The sequence below is a fragment of the Trebonia sp. genome (assembly GCF_049794275.1).
Classification (GTDB): Bacteria; Actinomycetota; Actinomycetes; order Streptosporangiales; family Streptosporangiaceae; genus Trebonia.
On sequence record NZ_JBARCR010000128.1, the window covers coordinates 1 to 4,940 of the forward strand.

Below are 4,940 nucleotides of genomic sequence, written 5' to 3' on the forward strand. Positions count from 1 at the left end.
CACCGGAGCCGCTCGGCGCTGGCCACCTGGCGGCGGCGCTGCTTTCCGAGCCTGAAGGGCTGGCGGCCAAGGCGATCGCCGCGGCCGGGCTAACCCCCGGGCAGATCTACGCCGCGCTAGGCACCGGCCCCGCACCGCAGGTGCAGACCCCCGACTCGGAGGGGCTGCTCGAGCTGTCCTTCGACCAGTCCGCCAAGGAGGCGCTCAAGGGCGCACTGAAGTCGGCACTGCGCCTCGGCCACAACTACATCGGCACCGAGCACTTGCTGATCGGCGTGCTGGCCACGGACGGACCGGTAACGGAGGTGTTCACCACACTCGGCCTGCCCCGGCAGCGCGCCGCAGAGCTGATCACGGCTGAGATCGCCGCATTCCAGGCCCGCAAGGCAGGCTGACGCACGGCTTTCATTTCCCGGCCCGCCCCTCGGCAGCCAGTCCTCGAAGTATCTCAATATCGTCGACGTCCTTCTGCCGCCATGGCCGGCCGTTGCGCAGGTGCGGGAACTGCTCCTTCATGGCGAGCATGCCGGAAACGCTCATGACCGGAACCGGCATGCCATCGAGCGTCCCGGGCTCGTCGCCGAACGATCCTGGCGGGAACAGCCAATCGGACCATCGCCCCAGGAGCTGCACGGACGATCCGTCTGGCTGCCGGTCAAAGTATGCGGTGCTAAACAGGACGTCGTCCCACGTGAACTCGCAGGCTTCCGCTGGCGGCTGAGTTGTCAGAGCCGTGGCACCCCCTTCCACGAGCACTGCCTTCGACCGGTCGGCGTGAATGCGCTCAACCCAGAACTCGACGTCGCCGTGCTCGCGCGTGATCCGGCCGATCCTGGCATCGAGGCCCCAGCCACCGAACAGCCACACCGGGATACCGACAGACTGCATAACCGCTATGACCTTGCGGATAACGCGCAGCTGCCCTTCGGTGCTCTGGTCCATGCTCAGGTTCGGGCCGGTGCGGAGCGATCGACGGTGAGGTACCAGTAGCCGCCCCCGAGATTCAGCGCCCCGATAACCAGGAAGAAGGCTGCCCATCCGTGGACGCCGTAGGCAAGGCATACGACCCCCGCGGCGGCCGCGGCGCTGCCGCCGAAAATCCGCGTGACCCCGAAGGCGCGGAGGTGGCTGTACTCCCACGGGTTGATGAAGCGCTGCATGCCGGGTCGCGGGGGAGATGCCCACCATCCGCGCGGGCCTTTCGCAGCGGTGTTGTCGTCGGGTGCGTTCATGTGTGCCCCCTGTGGGCTGTGGTGCCGGCCATCCGCCGACCTATTAATGTGATATCACTTTGATAGCCGACCTGTCAATGGTCGTTGTGGCGGGGCACAACAGGAGGGCGCGGTTGCGGTCGGGAGCAACCGGGGCTGGCTCCTCCGGTTTGACCATGGGATACCGCGCAAGACAGGATCGAGACGGAAAATCACCTGTTGAGGGAAGCACGGAGGCTGCAGAGGAGTTATGGCGGCGTGAGCATACTTGGCACCCGGGTCCTGCGGACCGAAGATCCCGGCTTCCTTACCACGGGAGCCGTCTACACAGAAGACGTCCAGGACGAACGGCTCGCCGGTGCCTGCTACGTGCATTTCGTTCGCTCGACGGTCGCGCACGCGAACATCCTCAGCATCGACACCAGCGCGGCGCAGGATGCTGACGGGGTAGTCGCCGTGTACACCGGCAAGGACCTCGCCGATGCGGGGCTCGCCCCTGTCAAGCCGATGATGCCGAACATGAACCAGAAGATGGTTCAGTCACTGCTCGCCACCGACGTGGTGCGGTTCGTCGGCGAGCCCGTCGCTGCCGTGATCACCAAGGAGATGTACCAGGGCGAGGACGCCATCGAGCTGGTGGACGTCGACTACGGGATCCTGCCCGCGGTCGCCACTATGCACCAGGCGCTGAGCGGCGAGCGGGGCCTGCTCTTCCCTGACGCCGAGACGAACGTCGTGGTCAAGTTCGGCGACGAGAGCGAGAGCAACCCTGACCTGTTCGAGGGGTGCGAGGTCGTCGTCTCCGAGGTCATCCAGAACCAGCGGGTCGCTCCCGCGCCGATGGAGAGCCGGTCCGGCGCGGCCGTCTGGGGTGAGGACGGCCGGCTGACCGCCTGGATCCCGAACCAGGGCGCGCAGGGCACCAAGGGCGCCCTTGTGGGCATCCTCGGCCTCAGGCCGGAGGATGTACGGATCATCACCCCCGACGTGGGCGGCGCGTTCGGCGCCAAGTTCGGCGCGGACTCCGAGCACGCGGTGATCTGCTGGATCGCGAAGCAGCTCGGCCGCCCGGTGCGCTGGTCGGAGACCAGGAACGAGAACCTGCTCGTGATGCCGCACGGGCGCGCGCAGGAGCAGAAGGTCACGATCGGCGGCATGCGGGACGGCACCGTCCTGGCTTACCGGCTCGAGGTGCTGCAGGACTGCGGCGCCTACCCGAAGGCCGGCGCGTTCCTGCCCATGCTGACGAGGCTGATGACCCCCGGCCCGTACGAGATCCCGCGCGCCGAGGCGTTCACCACGTCGGTGGTGACCAACACCACGCCGGTCGGCGCCTACCGGGGCGCGGGGCGTCCCGAGGCAGCCGCCGCGATCGACAGGGCCATGGACCTGTTCGCCGACGCGTCCGGGGTCGACCCGGCCGAGGTGCGGCGCAAGAACCTGCTGCCGAAGTTCACCGAGCCGCACAAGACCGCGTTCGGCGCCGTGTACGACTCTGGCGACTACGTGACCGCGCTGGAAAAGGCCCTCGCGGCCGCCGGATACGACGAGCTGCTTGCCGAGCAGGCGCGGCGGCGCGCGGCCGGCGATACGCTCCAGCTCGGCATCGGCCTGTCCTCCTACGTGGAGATCACCGGCCCGGGCGGCGAAGCAGGCGGCCCGAACGAGAACAGCACCGTCGAGGTGCACCCGGACGGCACCGCCACCATTCTCACCGGGACCTCCCCGCACGGCCAGGGCCACCAGACCGTGTGGGCGATGCTCGCCAGCGAGGAGCTTGGCATCCCGATCGACAAGATCACCGTGAAGTGGGGTGACACCGACCTGGTGCCGCGCGGCGGCGGTACCGGCGGCTCCCGCTCACTGCAGCTCGGCGGCGCGGCGGTCCAGCAGGCGTCCCGCGAGCTGCTCGACGTGGCGCGCGATCGTGCCGCGGCGACGCTGGAGGCCAGCCCGTCGGACCTGGTCTTCGACACCGAGGCCAGCGCGTTCACCGTCAAGGGCGACCCGGACATCTCGGTGCCGCTGAGCGGCCTCGCCGAGGCGGAACGGCTGTTCGTGCATACCGTGTTCACCTCGCCAGGGCCGACGTTCCCGTTCGGCTCGCACGTAGCCGTCGTCGACGTCGACACCGAGACCGGCAAGGTGTTCCTGCGCCGGGTGGTGACCGTCGACGACGCGGGCACCGTGATGAACCCGCTGCTCGCCGAGGGCCAGCGGCACGGCGGGATCGCCCAGGGCGCGGCGCAGGCGTTTCTCGAGGAGGTCGTCTACGACGACGACGGCAACCCGCTGACCGCGACGTTCGCGGACTACCCGTTCCTGTCCGCCACCGAGGTGCCGAGCTTCGATCTGGTGGACATGGAGACGCCGACGTCGTACAACCCGCTCGGCGCCAAGGGCATCGGTGAGGCCGGGTCGATCGGTTCGACGCCCGCTGTGCAGAACGCGGTGATCGACGCGGTGTCGCACCTCGGCGTCAGGCATATCGACATGCCGACGTCGCCGCAGCGGGTGTGGCGTGCCATCCAAGCAGCCAATGGTTCGAAGGAGGCCTGACCCAGGCATGGAGATCAAGCTCACGGTCAACGGGACCGCGCGCAGCGACGACGTCGAGCCACGGCTGCTGCTCGTTCACTACCTGCGCGAGGTCTGCGGCTTGCGCGCCGCGAACGTCGGGTGCGACACCACGTCCTGCGGGGCGTGCACCGTGCTGCTCGACGGCGAGTCGGTGAAGTCCTGCACGGTGCTGGCCGTGCAGGCCAACGGCCGGTCGGTGACCACCGCCGAGGGCCTCGTCGCCGAGGACGGCACGATGAGCGCCGTCCAGCAGGCGTTCCGCGAGAACCACGGCCTGCAGTGCGGGTTCTGCACGCCTGGCATGGTGATGGCGGCCACCAGCCTGCTCGCGGAGAACCCCGACCCCACCGAGCAGCAGGTGCGGGAGGGGCTGGAAGGGAACTTCTGCCGCTGCACCGGGTACCACAACATCGTCCGTGCGGTGCTCGCCGCGGCGGGCAAGCGGTCAGGCACCGAGGCTTCTTCCGAGGCGAGCGCATGATCCCGGCCGCGTTCGACTACGAGGTCGCCGACTCCGCGGCGCACGCGCTGTCGCTGCTCGCCGAGCACGGCGAGGACGCGAAGCTGCTGGCTGGCGGGCACTCGCTGCTGCCGATGATGAAGGTGCGGCTGGCCCAGCCCGCGGTGCTCGTCGACATCGCGCGGGTCGGTGAGCTGTCCGGCATCAGGAGCGACGGCGGCGAGCTGGTCATCGGGGCGACCACGCGGCACGCGGACGTCGCGGGCTCGGACCTGGTGCGGGCCGAGGTGCCGCTGCTCGCGTACGCCGCCGCCCAGGTCGGCGACCCGCAGATCAGGCACCGCGGCACCATCGGCGGCTCGCTCGCGCACGCCGACCCGTCGGCGGACCTGCCGATGACGCTGCTCGCGCTCGGCGGGTCGGTCGAGATCACCGGGCCGGCCGGCGTGCGGACGGTGGCCGCCGACGACTTCTTCGTCGGGCCGTTCGAGACGGCGCTGTCACCCGATGAGCTGCTGTCGGCGGTCCGGGTGCCCCGAGGCGGCAGCGTGCCGTGGGGCTACCAGAAGTTCGTCCGCCGGGCCAACGACTGGGCCATCGTCGGAGTCGCCGCCTACGACGGCCGGGTGGCGCTGGCCAGCATGGGCGGCACCCCGCTGCGCGCGCTCGCCGCCGAGGAAGCGCTGCGG

Annotated in this window: 6 protein-coding genes; 4 read left to right on the top strand and 2 right to left on the bottom strand. The window is 69.7% G+C overall.

Translation table 11 applies throughout. The features are described 5' to 3' along the window. Nucleotides 1-395: Clp protease N-terminal domain-containing protein (locus WA805_RS03465; RefSeq protein ID WP_425241629.1), on the top strand; the 395-nt coding region annotated here is incomplete at its 5' end. A 10-nt stretch (nucleotides 396-405) separates the two neighbouring features. On the opposite strand, the gene WA805_RS03470 is transcribed toward WA805_RS03465, so the two are convergent. After that, nucleotides 406-942: a nucleotidyltransferase domain-containing protein gene (locus WA805_RS03470; RefSeq protein WP_422339775.1), complete on the bottom strand. Its 537-nt coding sequence runs from the start codon at nucleotides 940-942 to the stop codon at nucleotides 406-408. Between the two features lie 2 nt (nucleotides 943-944). Beyond that, nucleotides 945-1,232, bottom strand: coding sequence for a hypothetical protein (locus WA805_RS03475; RefSeq protein WP_422270988.1), 288 nt, complete (start codon nucleotides 1,230-1,232; stop codon nucleotides 945-947). 237 nt (nucleotides 1,233-1,469) lie between these two features. Here WA805_RS03475 and WA805_RS03480 point away from each other — a divergent pair, with 237 nt between their 5' ends. From WA805_RS03480 to WA805_RS03490, 3 genes are all read left to right on the top strand, one after another. After that, entirely contained in the window at nucleotides 1,470-3,770 is a 2,301-nt protein-coding gene (locus WA805_RS03480; protein ID WP_422284285.1) for a xanthine dehydrogenase family protein molybdopterin-binding subunit, read from the top strand. Nucleotides 3,771-3,777: 7 nt separating this feature from the next. After that, complete coding sequence (locus WA805_RS03485) at nucleotides 3,778-4,272, top strand: (2Fe-2S)-binding protein (protein ID WP_422280236.1); 495 nt, start codon at nucleotides 3,778-3,780, stop codon at nucleotides 4,270-4,272. Further along, nucleotides 4,269-4,940, top strand: a 672-nt coding sequence (locus WA805_RS03490) for an FAD binding domain-containing protein (RefSeq protein ID WP_425241630.1), incomplete at its 3' end; no start/stop codon positions are given. The genes WA805_RS03485 and WA805_RS03490, both read left to right, overlap by 4 nt.

What these genes read in the sequence shown, in the direction of transcription:
- WA805_RS03470 (WP_422339775.1), bottom strand. Translation starts at nt 942, where the DNA reads ATGGACCAGAGCACCGAAGGGCAGCTGCGCGTTATCCGCAAGGTCATA.
- WA805_RS03475 (WP_422270988.1), bottom strand. Translation starts at nt 1,232, where the DNA reads ATGAACGCACCCGACGACAACACCGCTGCGAAAGGCCCGCGCGGATGG.
- WA805_RS03485 (WP_422280236.1), top strand. Translation starts at nt 3,778, where the DNA reads ATGGAGATCAAGCTCACGGTCAACGGGACCGCGCGCAGCGACGACGTC.